The 21,190-nt window shown below is 69.6% G+C and carries 21 protein-coding genes and 1 pseudogene; 11 read left to right on the forward strand and 11 right to left on the reverse strand.

The window, feature by feature from the left end:
- Positions 1-17: 17 nt before the first annotated feature.
- From G6N25_RS20955 to bfr, 5 genes are all read right to left on the reverse strand, one after another.
- Positions 18-1,130: an amidohydrolase family protein gene (locus tag G6N25_RS20955; protein WP_083075693.1), complete on the reverse strand. Its 1,113-nt coding sequence runs from the start codon at positions 1,128-1,130 to the stop codon at positions 18-20.
- Positions 1,127-2,479 (reverse strand): type I glutamate--ammonia ligase, encoded by a 1,353-nt coding sequence (locus G6N25_RS20960; RefSeq protein WP_083075692.1) that lies wholly within the window; start codon positions 2,477-2,479, stop codon positions 1,127-1,129. Before G6N25_RS20960 ends, G6N25_RS20955 begins: the two co-directional genes overlap by 4 nt.
- Positions 2,480-2,531: 52 nt before the next feature.
- Positions 2,532-3,026: a carboxymuconolactone decarboxylase family protein gene (locus G6N25_RS20965; RefSeq protein ID WP_083075690.1), complete on the reverse strand. Its 495-nt coding sequence runs from the start codon at positions 3,024-3,026 to the stop codon at positions 2,532-2,534.
- A complete protein-coding gene (locus G6N25_RS20970; protein ID WP_083075718.1) occupies positions 3,023-5,095 on the reverse strand; it encodes an MDR family MFS transporter in 2,073 nt (690 codons plus the stop codon). Before G6N25_RS20970 ends, G6N25_RS20965 begins: the two co-directional genes overlap by 4 nt.
- A gap of 110 nt (positions 5,096-5,205) precedes the next feature.
- Complete coding sequence (gene bfr, locus G6N25_RS20975) at positions 5,206-5,685, reverse strand: bacterioferritin (RefSeq protein ID WP_083075717.1); 480 nt, start codon at positions 5,683-5,685, stop codon at positions 5,206-5,208.
- Positions 5,686-5,951: 266 nt separating this feature from the next.
- Here bfr and G6N25_RS20980 point away from each other — a divergent pair, with 266 nt between their 5' ends.
- Complete coding sequence (locus G6N25_RS20980; protein ID WP_083075688.1) at positions 5,952-6,137, forward strand: (2Fe-2S)-binding protein; 186 nt, start codon at positions 5,952-5,954, stop codon at positions 6,135-6,137.
- A 4-nt stretch (positions 6,138-6,141) separates the two neighbouring features.
- Here the strand turns inward: G6N25_RS20980 and G6N25_RS20985 are convergent, their stop codons facing one another.
- The 4 genes from G6N25_RS20985 to G6N25_RS21000 are packed head-to-tail and all read right to left on the reverse strand — an operon-like array spanning position 6,142 to position 9,035.
- Positions 6,142-6,894 carry an enoyl-CoA hydratase/isomerase family protein gene (locus G6N25_RS20985; protein WP_083075687.1) on the reverse strand — a complete coding sequence of 251 codons (753 nt, stop codon included), beginning with the start codon at positions 6,892-6,894 and terminating at the stop codon, positions 6,142-6,144.
- A 24-nt stretch (positions 6,895-6,918) separates the two neighbouring features.
- Positions 6,919-7,362, reverse strand: a complete 444-nt coding sequence (locus G6N25_RS20990) for a TIGR03618 family F420-dependent PPOX class oxidoreductase (RefSeq protein ID WP_083075685.1) — start codon at positions 7,360-7,362, stop codon at positions 6,919-6,921.
- A gap of 9 nt (positions 7,363-7,371) precedes the next feature.
- The gene (locus G6N25_RS20995; RefSeq protein WP_083075683.1) at positions 7,372-8,073 is read right to left on the reverse strand and encodes a hypothetical protein; all 702 of its coding nucleotides are present in this window, start codon (positions 8,071-8,073) and stop codon (positions 7,372-7,374) included.
- A 26-nt stretch (positions 8,074-8,099) separates the two neighbouring features.
- The gene (locus G6N25_RS21000; protein ID WP_083075682.1) at positions 8,100-9,035 is read right to left on the reverse strand and encodes a hydrogen peroxide-inducible genes activator; all 936 of its coding nucleotides are present in this window, start codon (positions 9,033-9,035) and stop codon (positions 8,100-8,102) included.
- Positions 9,036-9,136: 101 nt separating this feature from the next.
- Here G6N25_RS21000 and G6N25_RS21005 point away from each other — a divergent pair, with 101 nt between their 5' ends.
- Genes G6N25_RS21005 through G6N25_RS21015 form a run of 3 tightly spaced genes read left to right on the forward strand, consistent with a single transcriptional unit; the run spans position 9,137 to position 11,600 of the window.
- Positions 9,137-9,724, forward strand: coding sequence for a peroxiredoxin (locus G6N25_RS21005; RefSeq protein ID WP_083075680.1), 588 nt, complete (start codon positions 9,137-9,139; stop codon positions 9,722-9,724).
- Between the two features lie 13 nt (positions 9,725-9,737).
- Positions 9,738-10,274, forward strand: coding sequence for an alkyl hydroperoxide reductase (locus G6N25_RS21010; protein ID WP_083075679.1), 537 nt, complete (start codon positions 9,738-9,740; stop codon positions 10,272-10,274).
- Between the two features lie 21 nt (positions 10,275-10,295).
- Positions 10,296-11,600: an alpha-amylase family glycosyl hydrolase gene (locus G6N25_RS21015; RefSeq protein ID WP_083075677.1), complete on the forward strand. Its 1,305-nt coding sequence runs from the start codon at positions 10,296-10,298 to the stop codon at positions 11,598-11,600.
- Here G6N25_RS21015 and G6N25_RS21020 read toward each other — a convergent pair.
- Positions 11,597-12,031 (reverse strand): DUF1810 domain-containing protein, encoded by a 435-nt coding sequence (locus G6N25_RS21020; RefSeq protein ID WP_083075676.1) that lies wholly within the window; start codon positions 12,029-12,031, stop codon positions 11,597-11,599. The genes G6N25_RS21015 and G6N25_RS21020 overlap by 4 nt on opposite strands.
- An 18-nt stretch (positions 12,032-12,049) precedes the next feature.
- Between G6N25_RS21020 and G6N25_RS21025 the strand changes: the two genes are divergently transcribed.
- The 7 genes and pseudogenes from G6N25_RS21025 to G6N25_RS21055 all read left to right on the forward strand — a co-directional run bounded on the left by G6N25_RS21025 (position 12,050) and on the right by G6N25_RS21055 (position 18,978).
- Positions 12,050-13,294, forward strand: a complete 1,245-nt coding sequence (locus tag G6N25_RS21025) for an alpha-hydroxy acid oxidase (protein WP_083075674.1) — start codon at positions 12,050-12,052, stop codon at positions 13,292-13,294.
- Positions 13,295-13,481: 187 nt separating this feature from the next.
- Positions 13,482-15,803, forward strand: coding sequence for an endopeptidase La (gene lon / locus G6N25_RS21030; RefSeq protein ID WP_083075673.1), 2,322 nt, complete (start codon positions 13,482-13,484; stop codon positions 15,801-15,803).
- A 60-nt stretch (positions 15,804-15,863) separates the two neighbouring features.
- Positions 15,864-15,953 (forward strand): annotated as a pseudogene (locus tag G6N25_RS21035) (nitroreductase family deazaflavin-dependent oxidoreductase); the annotation flags it as partial.
- A gap of 10 nt (positions 15,954-15,963) precedes the next feature.
- Positions 15,964-16,296 (forward strand): TfoX/Sxy family protein, encoded by a 333-nt coding sequence (locus G6N25_RS21040; protein WP_083075671.1) that lies wholly within the window; start codon positions 15,964-15,966, stop codon positions 16,294-16,296.
- A gap of 43 nt (positions 16,297-16,339) precedes the next feature.
- The gene (locus G6N25_RS21045) at positions 16,340-16,975 is read left to right on the forward strand and encodes an endonuclease (protein WP_083075670.1); all 636 of its coding nucleotides are present in this window, start codon (positions 16,340-16,342) and stop codon (positions 16,973-16,975) included.
- On the forward strand, positions 16,972-17,697 hold the full coding sequence (locus G6N25_RS21050) for a DUF72 domain-containing protein (protein WP_083075668.1): 726 nt from the start codon (positions 16,972-16,974) through the stop codon (positions 17,695-17,697). The genes G6N25_RS21045 and G6N25_RS21050 overlap by 4 nt, the downstream gene beginning before the upstream one ends.
- Before the next feature lie 48 nt (positions 17,698-17,745).
- Entirely contained in the window at positions 17,746-18,978 is a 1,233-nt protein-coding gene (locus G6N25_RS21055) for an NAD(P)/FAD-dependent oxidoreductase (protein WP_083075666.1), read from the forward strand.
- Positions 18,979-18,994: 16 nt separating this feature from the next.
- On the opposite strand, the gene G6N25_RS21060 is transcribed toward G6N25_RS21055, so the two are convergent.
- Positions 18,995-21,127, reverse strand: a complete 2,133-nt coding sequence (locus G6N25_RS21060) for a Rossmann-fold NAD(P)-binding domain-containing protein (protein ID WP_083075665.1) — start codon at positions 21,125-21,127, stop codon at positions 18,995-18,997.
- Between the last annotated feature and the right edge of the window lie 63 nt (positions 21,128-21,190).

The raw sequence follows: 21,190 nt of genomic DNA on the forward strand, positions 1-21,190 counted from the left end.
GGAACGTGACCCCGGCGTCAGATGCGATAGATGCGCGCGGCGTTGCCGTGGGCAATCAGGTCGACCACCCGGACGGCGTCGTTCTCGCTCCAGTCACCGTTGGCGACGAATTCGGCCAACACGCGGTGGATCCCCCTGCGCCACAAGGTCGCTCCGAGAAAATGCAATTCCGCGGGACCGAAGCCGTCCGATGAGTAGAGGATCTTATGGAAGGGCGCCGTCTCCAGCAGCCGGGCGATGAACGCCGGTGCCCGGGCCCCGAGATGGTTCACGCTCAACCCGCCGTCGAGATAGACGTTGTTGAACGCCTGCGCCAGATATCCGGCTTCCCGCTCGTAGGGATAACAGTGCAGCAGCACGATCGGCGTGTCCGCGGATTGTCGCAAAAAATCGAGCAGGAGAAGCGGATTGGCCTGGTACAGGTCGCAGTCCCGGTCTCCGAAGCCGACGTGGAATTGCAGCGGCTTGCCGAGCCGAAGTGCCTGGTGCAGCCCGAAACGCAGCAGCACCCGGTCGCGCAGCCGGGTCCCGCCGCCGTCCCGCCACCGGCTGGCGGCCTCGGCAACCTGCGACGCCGGTGGCTCGGTCAGGTCGCCGGCGAACCCGCCGCGGTAGGCCAGGATGGACTTGGTGCCGACCGCGGTGGCCGCGCGTCGCCAGAGGATCTCCTCGAACGCCGAGGCGTAGTCGCCCGACATGCGCGCGGCCTGCTCGGCCACCTGCTCGAGACGGACGACCTCGTGCGTGCGGTTGCCGGACAGGTCAGCCAACGCGGGGACATCCGTTGTCTCGGCGCCGATCCCGGTGTCCACCAGCCAGTCGCTTACCTTGGCGGCCGGCAGGAACAGGCGGGCCAGTTCGGCTTCGCCGAGTTGGCTGCGACGTTCCCAATACCGTTGCGGGTCGACGTGTTTGGGCAATCCCAGGAGGGGGCTGCAATGGGTTCGCAGGGCGAAGCCGAGTTGCGAATCGAACCCGGAGTCGAAGTCGGCGAGCGGTTCGGTATTGCCCTCGTTCAACGCGTTCTCGAAACGGCGCTTGTCCCCCGCCGCCACCCAACATCCGTGCACATGCTGGTCGATCAATGCCACGTCGTCGATGTGCCGCGCCAAGGCGGAGGAGTCGGTCACAGGCTCCAGGCCATCCGGAACTTGTCCGCCAGCTCCTCGGGCGCGAGGTCGCCGTAGCGCTCGTGCTCCAGGCGACGGACCGCGACCACCATGTCGACGACGGGATCGCCGAGGATGCTCCGCAGGAGCGCAGAACCATCCAGTGCGGCAATGGCTTTCGCTTGATCGTCGGGCAGGCGCAGAATGCCGGCGCTGTCGCGGTCCGAATCGGTCAGTTTGGCTGGGTCCAGCGTCGTCTCGGGCGGTAGTGCCGCTTCGCGTTGGATCCCGTCCAGGGCCAGCCCGAGGATGGCCGCGGACGCCAGATACGGGTTCGCCGACGGGTCAACGACTTTCACTTCGGCGTTGCCGCCGTGCGGACTACCGGGGCCGCCCTTGACGAATCGCACCGCCGCCTCCCGGTTCTCGGTGCCCCAGCAGGCATACACCCCGGCCCAGTTACCCGGCCGCAGCCGCAAGCCGGACACGATCGACCCACACAGGACGCCCTGGGCCTCGGGCAGCCCGCCGATCACCCCCGCCACCGCGCTCTCCCCCGCCGGCGTCATGCCCGCCGCGCCGGTTCCGCCGGAAAACAGCGGCCCTTCGGGCGTGGTGAGCGAGAAGTGTTGGTGGGCACCGGATCCGACGCCGCCGGCGAACGGCGCCGGGGACAGGCTGACGCGCAGCCCGTGGCGGCGGGCCGCGCGGCCGATGATGATTCGGGTCAGCACCAATTGGTCGGCGGCGGCCACCGGGGATAGCGGGGCCAGCGAAATCTCGAACTGGTTGGCCCCATATTCGGGGTGAAACTGCTCGATCGCGACGCCGGCCGTCGCGGCCGCGGTGTTGACATCGCGGACGAACGCCTCGTGCTCGAGCACGCCGGCGAGGCCGTACTGCGCCCAGAGCGCCGTCGGCAACCGGCCGCCCTCCGGACCGACGAGAAGAAACTCGACTTCGTGACCGATCGCCGCCTCGATGCCGGCCTTATCGAGCGCGGCCTCGACCCGGCTCAGCGTTCCGCGGGCGCACGCGGGAACCGGTGTGCCGTCCTGTTCGAAGAACGTCGCGGGCGCCCATGCCACACCGTCGCCGATCATGCGCAACGCCGACAGGTCGATGCGCAGGCGCTGATCACCCACCACGCCGACGTCGTCGGTAAACGCGATGCCGCTCTGGTCAATCGCGAACGCATGCCACGACGGGCTGGCGCCCAGGCCGGGATCGGCGAACGTGTTGGTCCGCCGGATCGGCACCGTCTTGGCCTGCGTGAGCCCGGCGGGGTTGACGACGGTGCCGATGACGGTGTCGACGCCCTCGGCCTCTAGTTGGGCTATCGCGGCGGCCGCGAGCGGAGTGGCTGTCATGGCAGCCATTCTGCTGCGGCGCCGGGCCGCCGAACAACGCGGCGGGTGGCGGCTATGCGCGGCTGGGCAGGGTCAGCTTGCAGGCCTGGCCGATGTCGAGGGTGCGCAGCATCCGCCCCATGCCGACCCACAGGGCGCACGACATGGCGAGGTCGGCGAGCAGCTCCTCGGAGAAATGCTCGTTGCACCGGCTCCAGAAGTCTTCGTCGTCGCGCAGCTTGGTGTGCTCGGTGCCGAAGCGGTGCGCGAACTCGGCCGCCAGCCGCTCCTGTTCGCTGTACCCGGGCCAGGTGCGCCACTCGAGCGCGTGCTCATAGAGCTCCTCGTCCACGCCCGCCGCGGGCCCGTCGGCGTCGCGGGTGTTCACGCACACGATGCATTCGTTGTCATGGGCGATCACCGCCCGCGCCAGTTCCCGGGTGCGCATGGGCAGCCGGTTCTTGGTGTAGACCGCCTGGCTGAAGTTGGCGATCGCGCCGCCGAGGTCAGGGGACTTCGTGGCCCAGCTGTAGATGTCGTCGTCAGCGAATGTTCCGATTCGGCTCATGGCGTGATGGTACGCCCGGCCCGCGGACCCGCCGCCGCGATGGCCGCGGTCGGCGGCTCGTCGTACCAATCGCGTTGGGCCAGAACCCGATGCGCGACGCGTTCGAGCGCGGCCTGCACCTGGCGACGGTCGGGTCGGCCTTCGAAGCCGGGCGACCGGGCCAGCTTGTCGACCAGCCAGGCCAACAGCAGCGAGTGCACGTAGGCGACCTGCTGGGCCCCGGCCGGGGTCAGCCACATCTCGTCGCCGTCGCGCTGCGCGTAGCCGGCGGCGACCAGGCGGGCGAAGGTGGGCTCGAGCACCTCGAACGGGACCCGCAGGTATTCACCCATGTCGGTGAGCCGGGCCACCCCGTACATCTCCCGATAGCGGTTGATGCGCAGGACGCCCCACAACCCGGCGACGTCGAGCCGGCAATCGGGCCGCATCGCGATGCTGCGCAGTCGCATGCCGGTGTCGCCGCGCAGCATGCGCGCAATGGCGTTCTCCAGCAGCCGTTCCGGACTGTCGGTGGTCGGCATCCCGAACCCGTCGCCGAGATCGACCGCGCTGTTGTGAATGTCCCGCAGCGGGACCTCGCGCAGGAACAATGCCAACACAAACCCGACCACGGCGACCGGCGCCGCCCACAAGAAGACCTGGGTCAGCGAGTCGGCGTAGGCCGCCACGATGGGCGCGGCCACGTTGTGCGGCTGCCGGTGCAGGGCCCCCGGCGAGCTGACGGCGGCCGGGGGCGCGCCGCTGGCCGCCAGCGCCGGGCCCAACCTACCGTTCAGGAAGTTCACGAACAGCGAGCCGAAAATCGCGGCGCCGAAAGAACTTCCGATCGTGCGGAAGAACGTCACGCCTGAGGTGGCCACGCCGAGGTCCTCGAAGTTCGACGTGTTCTGCACGATGAGGACCAGCACCTGCATGGACAGCCCGATGCCGGCGCCCAGGATGATCAGGTAGGCCGATTGCAGCAGGGCCGACGTCGACGGGTCCATCCGCGACATCAGCAGAAAGGCGAGCGCCATCAGCGCCGTGCCGGCCACCGGAAACACCTTGTAGCGGCCGGTGTGGCCGACGACGGTGCCGCTGCCCGTCGAGGTGATCAGCATCCCGACCACCATAGGCAGCGTCCGCAGGCCCGAGGTGGTCGCCGAGACCCCATCCACGTACTGCATGTAGGTGGGCAGAAAGGTCATCGCGCCCAACATCGCGAAGCCGACCACGAAGGACAGCACGCAGCACACGGTGAACACCGGGCTCCGGAACAACCGGGTGGGCAGGATCGGCTCGACGGCACGGCTTTCCATCCACACGAAGGCGCAGAGCGCCGCCGCGGCGCCGACGAACAACCCGATGATCGTCGCCGAACCCCACGGGTACAGGGTGCCGCCCCAGCTGGTGGCCAGCGTCAGGCCGGCCGCACCGAGGCCGACGAACGCGATGCCGGCGTAGTCGATCACCGGCTTGCTCGACGCCGCGAGCGCCGGGATCGCCACGGCCGCAACCACAATGACGGCCACCGAGACCGGCACGTTCACCCAGAACGCCCACCGCCAGGTCAGGTAGTCGGTGAAATAGCCGCCCAGCAGTGGGCCGATGACCGTCGTGACGCCGAAGACCGCGCCCAGGATGCCCTGGTAGCGGCCCCGTTCCCGCAGCGGGACGACCTCACCGATCAAGGCGCTGGCCGTGACGGTGATGCCGCCGCCGCCGATCCCCTGCAGGGCGCGGGCCCCCACCAGCATGGCCATCGACTGGGCGAGCCCGCACAACACGGACCCGACGACGAAGAAGACCACGGCGGCCTGGAACACCCGCTTGCGGCCGAACACGTCCCCCAGCTTGCCGACCAGCGCCGTGACGATCGTCGACGCGAGTAGGTAGCTGGTGACGACCCAGGATTGATGCCCGGCGTCGCCCAGGTCGGCGACGATGGTCGGCAGCGCGGTCGCGACGATGGTCTGGTCCAACGCCGCGAGCAGCATGCCGAGCACGATGGCGACGAAGATCAGGTTGCGGCGTTGCGGGCTGATCGGTGCGCCGCCGGCGGCCGGGGCGCCGGGGGTCGCCGCTGTCATCGCGCTCGTCATGCGTGCCCTTCCGTCGGCGTCCGATGCTACGGGTGCCCGGCACGCGGACCCTCGCGCGGCGGGCCCCGGGCGCTACCCCGCCGACCCGCGCGCGAGTGTCAGCTCGGAGGCCGCGATACGCATTGGGCCGAGTACAGTTCCTCCCCCAGCTTTTCCATCAACTCCAATTGGGTCTCCAGGTAGTCGATGTGCTTTTCCTCGTCGGCCACGATCTTCTCCAGCAGGACGGCGCTGGTGCTGTCCTGCTTTTCCCGGCACATGATGATTCCCGGCTTCAGCCGCTCCACCACCTCGTATTCGATGGCCAGGTCGGCCTCGAACTGCTCGCGCAGCGTCTGGCCGACGCGTAACGAGAAGAGGCGCTGGTAGTTTGGCAACCCGTCGAGCAGCAGGATGCGATCGGTGATCTCCTCGGCGTGGCGCATTTCGTCGAAGGACTCCGCGCGGGTGTGCTCGGCCAGCTCGGTAAAGCCCCAGTTCTCCTGCATCTTGGAATGCAGGAAATACTGGTTGATAGCGGTGAGTTCGCTGGTCAGTTGCTCGTTGAGCAGGCGCAAAACGTCCGGATCACCTTGCATGATCACTCCTATGGTGTGAAGGCGTCATGTCTGAGCGCGGCAGGCGGGCTGGGCTGGAGCCCACGGTGCTGGGCTTTCCTGGGCTAACAGCAGCACTTTGCCACGCCGCTTTCGAATCTTCCAGCAAGGTTTGGCTGGGCTCAGTGCGTTCCCCGACCGGATGGCGCCGCCTGGTTAGGTTAGACTCCACTAACCAACTTAGGTTAGACTCTACTAACTATGCGGCTTGTTCGCTCGGCTCATTCGCGCGTGCGGGGGGTGTCCTGATGTACGTGTGCCTCTGTGTGGGGGCCACCAACCAGACGGTGTCCGACGCCGTCGCGCGGGGCGCGTCCACGTCGAAAGAGGTCGCCGCGGCCTGTGGGGCCGGCGGCGATTGCGGGCGTTGCCGGCGCACGCTCCGCGCGATCATCGCCGCCGCGCACGAATTCGAGTCCACCCCCTCGCGATAGCCGGTCAGCGCCGCGTGTTGAAGTCCGCCAGCGCCGCGGCGTTGGCCTGGGCGCCCATCAGCTCGGCGAAGTGGGCGTTTTCCCGCGCGCTCGCCGCGGCGATCTCGGGACGGATCGGTTCCACCATCGTGTGCTTGACGGCCATCAGGCTCGAGATCGGCCGCGCCGCAAGGATTTCGGCATGCCGGCGGGCCTCCGGCAGCAGCTCCTCCGGATCGCAGACCCGCCAGACCAGGCCCATCCGCAACGCCTCGTCGGCGCCGACCCATTCCGAGGACATCAACAGCCAGGCGGCGTTTTGCCGGCCGACCAGCTGCGGCAGCAGATACGACGACGCCGCCTCGGGTGCGACGCCCAGGCTGGTGAAGGGGCACTTCAGGCGGGCCGTCGACGACATGAACGCCAGATCGGCGTAGCCGAGGATGGTGGCGCCGATCCCCACGCCGACGCCGTTGACCGCACAGATCAGCGGCTTGGGAAACGCGGCGAGCGCGTCGATCAGCCCGATGAAGCCGTGCTTTCCCGGCGTGAAGTCCGGATCCGTGATGCGCGCCTGCATCTCGGCGAGATCCGTGCCCGCGCTGAAGCCCCGGCCGGCGCCGGTCAGCAGGACCACGGCGACCTCCGGATCGTCGGCGGCGGCCAACAGCGCCTCCGCGGTCGCGTCGTAGAGGGCTTCGTTGAATGCGTTCAGCGCCTCGGGCCGGTTGAGGGTGAGGGTGCGCACCCGATTCTTGTCGTCGATCTGCAGCGTCACGGCTGCAGCCTAACGCCCTCGGGTTCAGCCGTTGCCGTAGACGCGGGCCGGCGCGATCAACACGACCGCTCGCCGCTCCTCGGCCATCACCCGGTCGTACTCGCCCCAGTCGTCATGGGTGCCGCCGGCGGCGGTGAAGACCTCGCGCAGCAACAGCCGCAACTGGTCGGCGCCCTTCAGCCAGGGCTGCGGGTCGTCCGGGCCGGCCAGCTCCGCGCGGCCCTCGGCGGTGGCCCACCGCCATCCGCCGCGGAATGTCACGGCTATCTGCGGCCTCGCCCGCAGGTTGGCCAGCTTGACCTTGCCGTACGTGGTGAACCCCAGCGCCGGCTCACCGGTTGCCGGGTGCGCCAGCAGGCCGACGTTGACCAGCGAGGCCTGCACCGTCGCGTCGGCGCGCACGGTGGACACCACCGCCAGGCCGCTTTCCGCCGCCGCCAGTGCCACGGCGTCGCGCAGTGCCGTCATGCGGGTTCCTCACTCTTCGAACGGCGTCCTGAAGACGTAGCGGCTGGTGGGCACGGTGTCGATGTTCTCGTTGGCGCCGAACGCGGTTGTGCTGGCGACCATCTGGCTTATCCGGCTTTGCAGATCGTTGTCGTCGGCGGCACCGAAGAACGCTTTCAGATCGGTGATCGCCTCCGTGGGGAACAACTCCTCGACGATGCCCGCGATTCCCGGTGCGTCGGGGGTGAGGGTTCGCACCACCCAGTTCTGGGTGTAGCCGAACGTCGACTGGGTCTCGATGGCCACCGACGTGTGGTCGCGCTGCCACCGGTTCAGCCACGTCGGCTGGTCCAGACCGGCGGGCCGGCGAAGCAACGCGACGTTGGCCAAACCCGGTGTGCGAGCGCCGGACTCGACCGCGGGCGCGCTCAACGGAACCGATTCCGTCACCAGGTAGGCGGCGAGCTGCTCACACTCGGCCGCGAGCAGCTTCAGCGCCGACGCGGTTTGGTCGCCGTAGCACTGTTGGGTCCACAGGCTGATCACCGCGGCGACCGGCGGGTCCAGCGTCGTCAGCGTCATCAGTGAGTGGCGCACGGCGTCGTCGCGGACATTGACGGAGAGCCCGGCCACGCCGAGCTCCAACAGCGCGTCGGCGACCGGCCCCCGCTGCCGGGCGCACCATCCTTCATCCGGGTCGGGACGCATCAGCACGGCGATCACCTTTTCCATACGCCGAACCTACCGTCGGCGGATGGCTACCTGACCGGGCGTACCTGGTGTTCGGCGCAGATCAATTCGCCGATCGTCGCGGCCAGGTGCCGGTAGGACTCGTCGCGACCGCTCGACGAGCGAAACACCAGGCCGATCCGCCGTCCCGGGCGGGGTGCGGCGAACCGCGCGAGCCCGAGCCGGCTCCTGGCGGCCTCGACCGGCACCGCGCTCTGCGGGATCAGCGTTACCCCCAGCCCGCCGCTGACGCACTGCACCGCCGTCGCCAGCGAGGCCGCGCGGGTGTTGGCGAGCTCCGCCCGCACGCCGGCCTTGTGGCAGACGTCCAGCGCCTGGTCGCGCAGGCAGTGGCCCTCGTCCAACAACAGCAGCGGGAGCTCGGCCAGCGCCGTCGCCGGCACCCGACGTTTGCCCGACAGCGGGTGCTCGGGCGGCAGCGCGAGCACGAAATCCTCGTCGTAGATCGGGATCGCGGTCACCCCGGCCGCATCGGCCGGCAACGCGATCAGCGCCGCATCCAGCGCCCCGTCGCGCAGGACCGCCAGCAGCCGTTCGGTTTGGTCCTCGACCACCCGCAAGGTCAGCGAGGGCAGTTGCCGGGCGAGCCCCGCCAGGACGGTCGGCAGCACATAGGGCGCCACGGTGGGAATCAAACCCAGGCGCATGCTGGCCTGCAGCGGATCCGACGCGCCCGCCGCGGCGGCAGTGAACGCGTCGACCGCGTCGACCGCGGCCAGGGCGCGCGGCAGAAGCTGTTCGCCCTCCGCTGTCAAGAAGACACGCCGCGTCGACCTCTCGACCAGCTGGGTGCCCAGGCCCGCCTCCAGGGCCGCCAGCGCCTGCGACAAGGTCGACTGGCTCACGCCGAGAGTCGTTGCGGCGCCGCTGAAATGCTGCCTCTCGGCCACCGCGACGAACGCGCGAAGCCCGGCAACGGTGGGCTGATAGATCTTATCGGTCATGCCTATAAGTATAGTGTGAAATATCACTTTTACTTCAGACTGAGTTCGCGGCATCATGGTGACAGAAAGCTAATCTTGAGTAGATCCAAACAAGGAGCGACATGTCCCTGCTGACCATCGGCGACCAATTCCCCGCCTACCGGCTGACCGCGCTGATCGGTGGCGACCTGTCGAAGGTCGACGCCAAGCAACCCGGCGACTACTTCACCACCCTCACCAGCGACGACCACGAGGGCAAGTGGCGCGTGGTGTTCTTCTGGCCGAAGGACTTCACCTTTGTGTGCCCCACCGAGATCGCGGCGTTCGGCAAGCTCAACGACGAGTTCGAGGACCGCGACGCGCAGATCCTCGGAGTCTCGATCGACAGCGAATTCGTCCACTTCCAGTGGCGCGCACAGCACGAGGACCTCAAGCAGTTGCCGTTCCCGATGCTCTCGGACATCAAGCGGGAGCTGTCGCTGGCCACCGGCGTGCTCAACGGCGACGGCGTCGCAGACCGGGTGACCTTCATCGTCGACCCCAACAACGAAATCCAATTCGTTTCCGCGACCGCGGGTTCCGTGGGTCGAAACGTCGACGAGGTGCTGCGCGTGCTGGACGCGCTGCAATCCGATGAGCTGTGCGCCTGCAACTGGCGCAAGGGCGACCCGACGATCGACGCCGGTGAGCTGCTCAAGGCCTCGGCCTGATCCGGGGGTCGTGATGAGCATCGAGAATCTCAAGGACGCGCTGCCCGAATACGCCAAGGACCTCAAGCTCAACCTGGGCTCGATCGCGCGCAGCACCGTGCTGAACCCCGAGCAGCTGTGGGGCACGCTGCTGGCCAGCGCCGCGGCGACGCGAAACCCGCAGGTGCTGGCCGAGATTGGCGCCGAAGCGGCCGACCATCTGTCGGGTGAGGCCTACCAGGCGGCGCTGGGAGCCGCGTCCATCATGGGCATGAACAACGTGTTCTACCGGGGCCGCGGCTTCCTCGAGGGCCGGTACGACGACCTGCGGCCGGGATTGCGGATGAACATCATCGGCAATCCCGGTGTGGACAAGGCGAATTTCGAGCTCTGGTGCTTCGCGGTGTCGTCGATCAACGGGTGCTCACACTGCATGGTGGCCCACGAGCACACGCTGCGTGAGGCCGGCGTGGGACGCGAGGGCATCCTCGAGGCGCTGAAGGCGGCGGCCATCGTTTCCGGTGTGGCACAAGCGATCGTCGCCTCCCAGACGCCGGCCGCGGTCGGCTGATTTCGGCGTCGTGACTCGTTCATGACCCCGGGCTGGGTGTCGCACGCGATCTGGTGGCAGGTCTATCCGCTGGGCTTCGTCGGGGCGTTTCCGGCGGCCCGGCCGCCGGATCCGGGCGAACACCGGTTGCGGCGGCTCGTCGACTGGTTCGACCACGCCATCGCTTTGGGGGCTTCGGGAGTCGCGCTGGGCCCCGTCTTCGCCTCGCGCACACACGGTTACGACACCACCGACCATTACCGCATCGATCCCCGGCTCGGCGACGACGCCGACTTCGACCACGTGGTGGCCGAGGCCCATCGCCGCGGGCTGCGGGTGCTGCTCGACGGCGTGTTCAATCACGTCGGCGTGGATTTCCCGCGCTACCGCGACGCGCCGCACGATGCCGCGTCGGCGCGCTGGTTCCGCGGGCGCCCGGGCGGCTTTCACACCTTCGAGCGCCACCCCGAGCTCATTGCCCTCAACCACGACAACCCCGAGGTCGCCGACTACTCCGTCGACGTCATGACGCACTGGTTGGGGCGAGGAGCGGACGGCTGGCGCCTGGACGCGGCCTACGCCGTGCCGCAACGGTTTTGGGCGTCGACATTGCCGAGGGTGCGCGAGCGGTTTCCGGACGCCTGGTTCGTCGGCGAGCTGATCCACGGCGACTACGCCGCGGTGGTGGAGGCGGCGACGTTCGACTCGGCCACCCAATACGAGCTGTGGAAGGCGATCTGGAGCGGCCTCAACGACGGCAACTTCTTCGAGCTGGACTGGGCGCTGCGGCGGCACAACGGGTTTCTGGCCAGCTTCGCGCCGCTGACGTTCATCGGCAACCACGACGTCACCCGCGTCGCCAGCCGGCTCGAACGCCCCGAGCATCTGCCGCACGCGCTGGTGATCCTGCTGACCGTCGGCGGCGTGCCCAGCGTGTACGCCGGCGACGAGCTCGGGTTCCGCGGCGTCAAGGAGGAGCGGCGCGGCGGGGACGACGCGGTGCGTCCCGAGTTTGGCCCTCCCCCAGCGCCATTGGACGACTTCGGCGCCAAGGTGTGGAGGTTGCACCTGTACCTCGTCGGGTTCCGCCGCCGCCACCCCTGGCTGCACGCGGCGTCGACCACCGCGGTGCGGCTGGAAAACCGGCACTACGTCTACGAGACCCGCGCCGGCGACGATGCGCTGCTGGTCGCGCTCAACATCGACGACGAGCCGCTGCGCCTGGTGCTGTCGGAGCTGGGCGCCGCGCGGGCACGGATGGTCGCCGGGTCGGCGGCCCCGCCGCAGGACATCGTGGACACGGCGGTCGTCGAGCCGCACGGCTGGCTGATCCTGAGCCCCGTCTAGCCCGTCAGGCGGGCCACGGTCAGCGGGTCTTCCCGGCCGTCGTAGTAGCGGTCGAGCAGGGCTGTGAAGTCCTCGTTGTCGTCGGCGGCGCGGGCGAACAGCGTCATCGACGAGCGCAGCTTGAGGTCGTCGGGCGAGCCGAAGATCTCGGCGGCCGAACGGCCTTGCACCCCGTTGACCAGCCGAGCGCACTCGCGCAATCGTGGCCCGAGCAGATCGTGGCGCAGATACGCGCCGGCCTCGTAGAGGCCGGAAATCCCATAGCGGTCCGCCATCGGGCTGCTACCCAGGCCGCTTAGCTGCGGGAAGACGAACCACATCCAGTGACCGCGTTTGCGCCCGCCGCGCAGCTCCTCGACGACGCCGCGGTAGACCGGGGCCTGCGCCCGGACGAAACGGTTCAGGTCGAAGGGGTCGCTCGCCGACGGCATGTGACTACCGTTGCACATATGGCGGTCAACCGACGAGTGCCCAAGGCGCGCGACCTGGCGCCGCTGATCCGGTTCAAACGAACACAGTTCGATCGCACCCGGCGCCGCCTCGACGCCGCGCTGACCATCGAGGACCTGCGGCGCATCGCCAGGCGGCGCACCCCCAAGGCGGCGTTCGACTACACCGACGGCGCCGCCGAGGACGAGCTTTCCCTCGATCGCGCGCGACAAGCCTTCCGCGACATCGAGTTTCACCCGACGATCCTGCGCGACGTCACCAACGTCACCGCCGGATGGAATGTCCTGGGACAGCCGGTGGCGTTGCCATTCGGCATCGCGCCCACCGGATTCACCCGGTTGATGCACACCGAGGGCGAGATCGCCGGCGCACGGGCGGCGGCCCGGGCCGGGATCCCGTTCTCGCTATCCACCCTCGGCACCACCGCGATCGAAGACCTGGTGGCCGCCGTTCCCCAGGGCCGCAAGTGGTTTCAGCTCTACATGTGGCGCGACCGCGACCGCTCGATGGCGCTGGTCAAGCGCGCGGCCGACGCGGGATTCGACACCCTGCTGGCCACCGTCGACGTCCCGGTCGCGGGCGCGCGGTTGCGCGACGCCCGCAACGGGATGACGATCCCGCCGACGCTGACGCTGCGCACCGTGCTCGACGCGGTGCCGCACCCGAGGTGGTGGTTCGACCTGTTGACCACCGAACCGCTGGCGTTCGCGTCGCTGGACCGCTGGCCGGGCACCGTCGGCGAGTACCTGAGCACCATGTTCGACCCCAGCCTCACGTTCGACGACCTGGAATGGATCAAGGCCCAATGGCCCGGCAAGCTCGTCGTCAAGGGCATCCAGACGCTCGACGATGCCCGCGCCGCCGTCGAGCGCGGCGTCGACGGCATCGTGCTGTCCAATCACGGTGGGCGCCAACTGGACCGGGCCCCGGTGCCGTTTTATCTGTTGCCCGCGGTGGCGCGTGAGCTTGGCAAGGACACCGAGATCCTGCTGGATACCGGCATCATGTCGGGCGCCGATATCGTCGCGGCGATCGCGCTGGGCGCCCGCTGCACGCTGGTCGGGCGGGCCTACCTGTACGGGCTGATGGCCGGCGGCGAGGCGGGCGTGGCCCGCGCGATCGACATCCTGGGAAGCGGGGTGACCCGGACGATGCGGCTGCTGGGCGTGACCTGCCTCGAGGAGCTGTCGCCCAGGCATGTGACGCAACTGCGGCGGCTGGGTCCCGTTTCGCCGCGAGCGTAACGCCAGCGTGGCGCTGCGCGTCGAGCGTCACGCTGGCGTGACGCTCGCGTGGCCCGGGAGCACACGGGACGGTCGCGCGGGCCGGGAGTACGCGGGCCGGGGACAAACCGGGCCGGGAGCACGCGGGCCGGGAACAAACCGGCGCCCGGCCGGGTTAAGCGCAGCAGACTCAACTTTTGGAGGATTGATGGCTGAAGCCATGTCAGTGCCGGTGCTGTTTGTCACCGACACGATCGTGCTGCCCGGGATGGTGGTGCCGATCGCGCTGGACGACGCCGCGCGGGCGGCGATCGACGCCGCGAAGACCAGCGAATCGGGGCAGCTGCTGATCGCTCCCCGGCTGGACGACCGGTACCCGTCGCACGGGGTGATCGCGAAGATTCTGCAGGTCGGGCGCATCGCCGGGGGCGGCACCGCGGCCGTCGTGCGCGGCGAGCGCAGGGCGCAGATCGGGGCGGGAGCCTCCGGACCCGGTGCGGCGCTGTGGGTCGAGGTGTCCGAGGTGCCCGAGCCGCAGGTCACCGACGAGGTCAAGGCGCTGGCGGCCGAGTACAAGAAGCTGCTGCTGGCGATGCTGCAACGGCGCGAGGCGTGGGAGATCGTCGACTACGTCAACGGCCTGACCGACCCGTCGGCGCTGGCCGACACCTCCGGCTACGCGTCCTACCTGACCAGCGCGCAGAAGCGGCAGCTGCTGGAGACCGTGGACGTGGCCGAGCGGCTGCGGGTGCTGATCGACTGGACCGGCGAGCACCTGGCCGAGGTCGAGGTCAACGACAAGATCGCCGAGGACGTGCGGACGGGCATGGAGAAGACGCAGAAGGAGTTCCTGCTGCGCCAGCAGCTGGCCGCCATCCGCAAGGAGCTGGGAGAAACCGACGACGGCAGTGGGTCTTCCGATGACTATCGGTCCCGGGTCGAGGCCGCCGACCTGCCCGAGAAGGTGCGCGAGGCCGCCCTGCGCGAGGTCGGCAAGCTGGAACGCGCCAGCGACCAAAGCCCGGAAAGCGGCTGGATCCGCACCTGGCTGGACACCGTCCTGGACCTGCCCTGGAACGTCAAGACCGAGGACTCGACCGACCTGACGGCTGCGCGGGAAATCCTGGACGCCGACCACCACGGGCTGGACGACGTCAAGGACCGCATCGTCGAATACCTGGCCGTGCGCACCCGCCGCGCCCAGCGCGGGCTGCAGGTCGTCGGCGGCCGCGGCTCCGGCGCGGTGATGGCGCTGGCCGGCCCGCCCGGCGTCGGCAAGACGTCGCTGGGTGAGAGCGTGGCGCGGGCGCTGGGCCGCAAGTTCGTGCGCGTCGCCCTGGGCGGCGTGCGCGACGAGGCCGAGATCCGCGGGCACCGGCGCACCTACGTGGGTGCGCTGCCGGGCCGGATCGTCCGGGCGATCGGCGAGGCGGGATCGATGAATCCCGTTGTGCTGCTGGACGAGATCGACAAGGTCGGCTCCGACTATCGCGGCGACCCTAGCGCGGCGCTGCTCGAGGTACTCGACCCGGCGCAGAACCACACGTTCCGCGACCACTACCTGGATCTGGACCTGGACCTGTCCGACGTGGTGTTCCTGGCCACCGCCAACGTGATCGAGAACATCCCGTCGGCGCTGCTGGACCGCATGGAGCTGGTGGCTATCGACGGCTACACCGAGGACGACAAGGTCGCCATCGCCCGCGGCTACCTGCTGCCCCGGCAGCGGGAGCGGGCGGCGCTGACCGACGACGAGGTGACCGTGACCGACGCCGCGTTGCGCAAGATCGCCGCCGACTACACCCGCGAGCCGGGGGTGCGGCAGTTCGAGCGGCTGCTGGCCAAGGCGCTGCGCAAGGTGACGACGAAGATCGCCGACGAACCGGTGACTATCGATGAGCCCGACCTGGTGGATTACCTTGGCCGGCCGCGGTTCACGCCCGAGTCGGCCGAACGCACCGCGGTGCCCGGCGTGGCGACCGGGTTGGCCGTGACGGGCCTGGGCGGCGACGTGCTCTACATCGAGGCCGGCGCCACCGACGGCGAGCCGGGCTTGCAGCTGACGGGCCAGCTGGGTGACGTGATGAAGGAGTCGGCGCAGATCGCGCTGTCTTACGTGCGCTCGCACGCCTCGGAGCTCGGTGTGGATCCCAGGGCGCTGGACCGGCGCATCCACGTGCACGTGCCCGCCGGTGCCGTGCCCAAGGACGGGCCGTCGGCCGGTGTCACGATGGTGACCGCGCTGGTGTCGATGGCCACCGGACGCCAGGTGCGCTCGGACGTCGGGATGACCGGCGAGGTCACCCTGAACGGGCGGGTGTTGCCGATCGGCGGCGTCAAGCAGAAGCTGCTGGCGGCCCAACGTGCAGGCCTGTCAACGGTTTTCGTTCCGTCGCGCAACGAGCCGGATCTGGACGACGTGCCCGCCGAGGTGCTCGACGCGCTGACCGTCACGCCGATGACCGACGTCGCCGAGATCGTCGCGCAGGCGCTGGAACCCGCGACGCAGGCGGCCGCCGTCGCCGCGTGACCCTTGCGCCGGGCGTTTAATAGAGCCGCGGGTCTGAAACGGGAAATCGTTCACCGCGTGCAGCGGCTGCGCAGCCTGCCCCGGCTCAACGGTGTGGGGGTGCGGACGATGGGCACCCACCTGCTGACGATCCGCGTCGACCTGGACTGATGGGGGACTGATGGCCTACGACGAGGACCTGGTCAACCGGATCCGCGAACTCCTGTGCTCCGAGAAGGGCGTCGAGGAAAAGCGCATGTTCGGCGGCCTCGCCTTCCTGGTCAACGGCAACATGTCCGTGGCCGCCAGCGGCCAGGGCGGCCTGCTGGTGCGGATACCGCCGGGCGACGCCCACACGCTGCTGCGGCGTGCCCACGTCGACCCGATGGTGATGGCCGGCCGGGAAGCCCGCGGCTGGTTGCGCGTTGAGCCCGATGGCCTGCGCACCAAACGCCAGCTCCAGGATTGGGTCACGCGGGGAACGGGCTACGCGCGCACGCTGCCGCCCAAATGACCGGCGCGGTTTGCCAGTGCGCCACACGGGTACGCGGTGCGGTATGGACAAGCCGAAGCAAGCGGCGCGACGGCTGCTCGAGGTCGCCGGCACGACCTACGCGGCCGAGGCCGGCATCAAGATCGACGACAAGCCGATGCCGCTGTTTCAGCTTCTGGTCCTGTGCATGCTCGCCAGCAAGCCGATCGATGCGGCCATCGCCATGGCCGCCGCGCGCGAACTGTTCAAGGCGGGCCTGCGCACGCCGAAGGCCGTGCTGGCATCGGACCGGCAGACCATGATCGACGCGTTCGGCCGCGCGCACTACGTGCGTTACGACGAGAGCTCCGCCACCCGCCTCACCGACATGGCCGAGCGGATGCGCGACGACTACTCCGGTGACTTGCGCGAAATCGCCGGGCGGAGTCGGCACGACGTCGCCGCCGCGAAGCGGATACTCAAGGAGTTCAAGGGAATTGGCGACACCGGCGCGGACATCTTCCTGCGTGAGGTGCAAGACGTCTGGCCCTGGGTGCGGCCGCACTTCGACGGCCGCGCCACCGCGGCGGCAAAGCAATTGGGCCTGCCGTCTCAACCGGAAAAGCTGGGCGCCCTCGCGCCGCGCGCCAATGCCCGGCTGGCGGCCGCGCTCGTCCGGGCCTCCCTGGACGGCGACGTGCGCCGGCAGGTGACCGGCTGACCACGCGGATCGGCACATCCGGATGGTCGTATGACCATTGGGCGGGTGTGCTGTACCCGCCCGGCCTGTCCCCCGCGCGCCGATTGGCCCGCTACGCCGAGGTTTTCGACACCGTCGAGCTGAACGCGAGTTTTTATCGGTGGCCGAAGGATTCGACGTTCGCCGGATGGCGCGACCAGCTACCGAGCGGTTTCACGATGTCGGTCAAGGCGCACCGGGGATTGACCCACTACCGGCGGCTGTCCTCACCCGAGCCCTGGATCGAGCGGTTCGAACGCTGTTGGCAGCTGCTGGGCGACCGCCACGGGGTGCTGCTGGTCCAGCTGCACCCCGAACAACGACGCGATGACGCCCGCCTGGATGCCTTCCTGCAAAGCGTGCCGCAGTCGATCCGGGTGGCCGTCGAGCTGCGGCATCCCTCCTGGAACGACGAGGCCGTCTACCGGCTGCTGGAACGCCGCCGCGCCGCGTACGTAGTGATGAGCGGCCCCGGGCTGGCCTGTGTCCCGCGGGCCACCACCGACCTGGTGTATGTCCGCATGCACGGCCCGGACCGGGACGCGATCTATGCCGGCTGCTACTCGGACGACGAGCTGCGGAGCTGGGCCGGCCGGATCGTCGAATGGGACGCCGACGGCAGGGACGTGTGGGCGTATTTCAACAACGACCTGGGCGGCCACGCCGTCCGCAACGCGCTGAGGCTGCGGGAACTGGTGAGCTGAGACGGCCCGAGTAGGCTGGAATTTCCGAGGGAAAACGGAGCGATAATCATGGCCAGCTCGACCACATTCGTCATCGTCGGCGGCGGACTCGCCGGCGCCAAAGCGGTAGAAGCCTTACGCGACAACGACTTCGACGGCCAGATCATTCTGTTCGCCGACGAGAAACACCTGCCCTACGAGCGACCCCCGCTGTCCAAGGAGTACCTGGCCGGCAAGAAGTCGCTGGCCGACTTCACCGTGCAGGATTCCGGCTGGTACCGCGACCACGACGTCGACCTGAGGCTCGGCTCGCGGGTGTCGTCCCTGGATCCCAACGCGCACACCGTCGGGCTTCCGGACGACACGACGGTGGCCTACGACAGGCTGCTGCTGGCGACGGGGTCCGCGTCGCGGCGTCCACCCCTACCCGGCTCCGACGCCGACGGGGTCCATTACCTGCGCACCTACGACGACGCCGTGGAACTCAATTCCGTTCTGACCGAGGGGTCTTCGCTCGCGGTGGTGGGCGCCGGCTGGATCGGCCTGGAGGTGGCCGCCGGTGCCCGTCAGCGCGGCGTCAACGTCACCGTCGTCGAGACCGCCAAGCAACCACTGCTGGCCGCGCTCGGAGAAACGGTCGGCGAGGTGTTCGCCGACCTCCATCGCGAACACGGGGTGGACCTGCGGCTAGAGGCGCAGGTGGAGGAGATCACGACGACGGACGGCCGCGCCACCGGACTGAAAATGCGCGACGGGTCGACGGTTGCCGCCGACGCGGTGCTGGTGGCCGTCGGCGCCCGGCCGAACATCGAACTCGCCGAACGGGCCGGCCTGGCCACGGGTGACGGCGGGGTGCTGGTGGATGCGTCGCTGCGGACCAGCGATCCCGACGTCTACGCGGTCGGCGATATCGCCGCCGCCGAACACCCCCTGTTCGGAACCCGCATCCGCACCGAGCACTGGGCCAATGCGCTCAAGCAGCCCGCGGTGGCGGCGGCCGGAATGCTCGGCGCGCCAGGCGAATACGCCGAGCTTCCCTACTTCTTCACCGATCAGTACGACCTCGGAATGGAGTACGTCGGCCACGCGCCCGCCTTCGAGCGAGTGGTGTTCCGCGGCGACGTCTCCGGCCGCGAATTCGTCGCGTTCTGGCTCGACGGCCACGACCGGGTGCTGGCCGGGATGAACGTCAACGTCTGGGATGTGCTCGATGACGTCAAAGCCCTGATCCGGTCGAAGGCTCCCGTCGACGTCGACGCGCTGACCGATCCGCGGGCGCCGCTGGCCGACCTGCCGGGGTGACGCCGCGTGCGGTCGGTCAGCCCGCCTGCGATCCGGGGGAACCGGGGCCCTGGTCGACGGGGGCCCACGTCCCGTCGATGACGTCGGGTGGCCGCTGTACCTGCAGGCGTTCCCGTTCGGCGCGGCGGCGCTTGATCCGCAGCCGCGCGTCCGGCGGCATGGTGACCAGTTCGTCACAGGTCAGGTAGTACACGTCGTCGACGGCGTCGATCAGGTCCGCCGCGACACGTCGAGATCCCAGCTCCCGCAATGTCATCCGCAGCTCATGGGTGAACCGCAGGGTGGTGTCGTGGGCCAGCTCGCGCGAGCCGCGCGCGTTGGCGACCAACCGCCGCGCCAGCTTCGGCGGCGGCGTCGGCCCGGGCGTCACGGCGACTTCGGCGGCCTCGGCGGCCGCCATCAGCAACATCGCCGGATCGTCGCCGAACACCGGGCTGGCCAGCTCGGCTTCGCCCGGCCCACGGTGCCCGATCCGGAGCACGGCGGCATCGAGTGCGGCGGCGGTGTCCGAGGAGAGCGCGCGGATGCTGCCGACGTTGCCCTCCCGGGCCAGCGCGCGTAGCGGCGGATCGGCGCGCAGCACCGCCGCCAGCTCGGCCGTCTCCGTTGCGACGCGGCCGCTTTCCATGATCATGTCCAGCCCCGAGACGCCGGCCGCCGCCCGGGTGCGCTCCAGCACGGCGGCGGTGACGCCGGTGTCGATCAACCAAAGCCCGGTGAGGATCCAGCCTTGGTGGATCCGATCCCGCATCAGCCACACGCGCACTTCCAGGCCGGCATCCGGCAGCGAAGCCAGCCGCGCGGCATCCAGGTGTTCCGCCTCGGCGGCCGCACCGTAGGCGCGCGTGTCGGACCTGAGATGGCGCGACAGGCCGAATGACCGCGCCGCGGCGACGGCTTTGGCGATCGACCCGAGCGCTCCCTCGGCCAGTTGGGGCTCACCGAACGGCAGGACGTCCCCCACCTGCGGCTGGTCGACCAGCGCCTGCCGGGCGATGGCCTGCTGGTCCCAGCCGGGGAGCTGGGTGGCGGCGATGACGTTGGCCGACACCCCGACGTAGGCGCGATGACCGAAGACCGCGATGGCCCTACTGCCCCACTCGTCGTCGACCACCCCGCCGAGGGCGAGCACCTGACCCATCACCCGGCTGGCCGTGCGCAGGCCGCTCAACTGGACGTCCAGCGTTATCGGCGTCAGCGGTCCCGGCAGCGCCTCGGCGAGGCGGGCCGCGCTGAACACGGGGAACCGGGGATCGATCCGATCGTCGAACTCCCCCTCCACGCCCTCGGGCGCCGCGCTGTGCAATGCGTCGGTCGGCCGCGGGCGCGGGGCGACCTCCACCGGGAGCGGCAGCCGACGCCCGTGGCCGGTCGCGCCGGCCGCGTCGAGCCGGCGCCCGACCAGCCCGCGCGCCGTGTCGGCGACCGCCTCGAGCGCCTGCCAGCCGAACTCGAAGCCCCAATCCTCTTGCGCCGCGGCGATATCCATTTCCGGAATCAGCTGCGACCAGCTGGGAACCCCGTGCAGGCGGGAACGCGGGTCGGCGGAGCGCAGCAGCCGCCACGCCGTGATCACGTTGGTGGTGTCGGGGGTGGCGAGGTCAACCACACCGGTGCGGTCGGTGTTCAACGCCAGAACCAGGAAGCGGACCAGGTCATCGAGGTGCAGCACCCGCATCGGCGTCGCCGAGACCCTGGTGCGCAGCAGCGTGGCCACCGTGCGGCACACCGCCCAGTCGAGCTGGCGCCCGACCGGCGGCGCGCTCCGGATGACCAGGCTCGGCGCCCAACTCGTGGACACCAGCTCCTCGGCGGGCCGATACAGGTCGGGCCGGCCCGCGGCCTGGGACACGAACAGCAGCCGCGCACCCGCGCGGGCGGCTGCGTGGGTCACATGGGCGACGCCGTCGATGCCCGCGCCGCCCGGCGCCCCGGTGTCGATCGGGGCCAGGTGGACTACCGCGTCGGATTCCTCGGCCAGCCCGTGCAGGACCGGGTCGCCCAGCGACGCGCAAACGAATTCGACTCCCGGGTCCAGGCAGGGGTGGGGGCGCTCAGCAATGCCGCTGACCGTGTGCCCGGCAGCGATGAGCTGCCGCGCGACCAGCCGCCCGACGGCGCCGGTGGCGTCGGTAACCAGGATCTGCACCCGGCCTCACCTCCCCCAACGTCATTTCCGACAATAGGCACGTCGTCGTTACTTACGCGACCG

It is taken from the genome of Mycobacterium heidelbergense (genome assembly GCF_010730745.1).
GTDB lineage: Bacteria > Actinomycetota > Actinomycetes > Mycobacteriales > Mycobacteriaceae > Mycobacterium > Mycobacterium heidelbergense.